Source organism: Bradyrhizobium sp., assembly GCF_016462955.1.
Lineage (GTDB): Bacteria > Pseudomonadota > Alphaproteobacteria > Rhizobiales > Xanthobacteraceae > Bradyrhizobium.
On the sequence record NZ_JAEMSD010000072.1, the window covers coordinates 17745 to 19436 of the forward strand.

The following is a 1692-nucleotide window of genomic DNA, read 5'->3' on the forward strand; positions in this document are numbered from 1 at the left end:
GAAAGAAATGGGCATGTATACATAAGCACGCTGGAAGGTGAACGCTTGAAACTGGATGCCGCATGACGCTGACCTTGACGATCCTGGGCTGCGGCTCCTCCGCCGGCGTGCCCCGCCCGGCGCTCGGCTGGGGTGCCTGCGATCCCAACAATCCCAAGAACCGCCGGCGGCGTTGCTCACTGCTGGTCGAACGGACCTCCGAGCACGGCACCACGCGGATCGTGATCGACACTTCGCCGGATCTGCGCGAGCAATTGCTTTCCACCAACGTCGACCACATCGACGCCGTGTTCCTGACCCACGAGCACGCCGATCAGACTCACGGCATGGACGATCTGCGTTCGGTCGTGATGCACATGCGCCGGCGCATCCCGACCTATTTCAATCAGTCGACCGCCAAGGACATTCTGTCGCGGTTCTCCTATTGCTTCATCTCGCCTGAGGGCAGCGACTACCCGCCGATACTGACTCGGCACTCGATCGAGGCGGGCGAAAGCCAGACCGTCCTGGGCAAGGGCGGCGCGGTGACGATGACCGCCTTCCTGGTGCAGCATGGCAACATTCCAGCGCTCGGCTATCGCATCGGGGACGCCGCCTACACCCCTGATCTCAACGACATCCCGCGCGAGAGCTGGGGCGCCCTGGAAAATCTGGATCTCTGGATCGTCGACGGCCTGCGCTACACCAGCCATGTCAGCCATTTCAGCATCAACGACGCGCTGTCCTGGATCGAGCGGTTCAAGCCGAAGCGCGCGGTGATCACCAACATGACCGCCGACGTCGATTACGAGGTTATCCGGCAGTCGCTGCCCGCCGGCGTGGTGCCGGCCTATGACGGGTTGCGGCTGGAGACGGCCTAGACCTCTTCGGACGCTGTTCAGGCCGAGATCGCTTTCGCCGAGCCGACTTCGTTGCGCAGCAGGAATTTCTGGATCTTGCCCGTCGACGTCTTCGGAATGGGCCCGAACACGACCGCCTTCGGCGTCTTGAAGCCGCTCATGTGCGATCGGCAGAACGCGATGATGTCGGCCTCGCTGGCGCTGGCGCCGTCCTTCAGCTCGACGAAGGCGCAAGGTACTTCACCCCATTTCGGATCGGGCTTTGCGACCACGGCGGCGAACAGCACGGCCGGGTGCTTGTAGAGGATGTCCTCGACCTCGACTGAGGAGATGTTCTCGCCGCCGGAGATGATGATGTCCTTCGAACGGTCCTTGATGATGACGTAGCCGTGCTCGTCGAGCACGCCGAGATCGCCGGTGTGAAACCAGCCGCCTTCGAAGGCCTCGCTGGTCGCCTTCTCGTTCCTGAGATAGCCCTTCATCACGATGTTGCCACGGAACATGACCTCGCCGATGGTTTCGCCATCGCGCGGCACTTGCCGCATCGTCTGAGGGTTGATGACGGTGACGCTTTCCTGGAGCGGGTAGGGCACGCCCTGCCGCCGCTTCATGCGTGCGCGTTCGGCGGGCGGAAGTTCGTCCCAGCCGGGCTGCTCGGCGCAGACAGAGGCGGGGCCGTAGACCTCGGTCAGGCCGTAGACATGCGTCAGCTTGATACCGATGCTTTCCGCGCCTTCCAGCACCGCGACCGGCGGCGCCGCGCCTGCGATCAGGCCGACGACGCGGCGGGCGGCAGTTCCCTTGGGAGCATCCGGCGCGTTGATCAGCGTGTTGTAGACGATCGGCGCGCCGC

The 1692-nt window shown here is 63.9% G+C and carries 2 protein-coding genes; one reads left to right on the top strand and one right to left on the bottom strand.

Features of this window, described 5'->3' with window-relative positions:
• Positions 1-62: 62 nt before the first annotated feature.
• Positions 63-860: an MBL fold metallo-hydrolase gene (locus JHD07_RS10700; protein ID WP_291621758.1), complete on the top strand. Its 798-nt coding sequence runs from the start codon at positions 63-65 to the stop codon at positions 858-860.
• A gap of 17 nt (positions 861-877) precedes the next feature.
• Here the strand turns inward: JHD07_RS10700 and JHD07_RS10705 are convergent.
• Positions 878-1692, bottom strand: an 815-nt coding sequence (locus JHD07_RS10705; protein WP_291621760.1) for an AMP-binding protein, incomplete at its 5' end; no start/stop codon positions are given.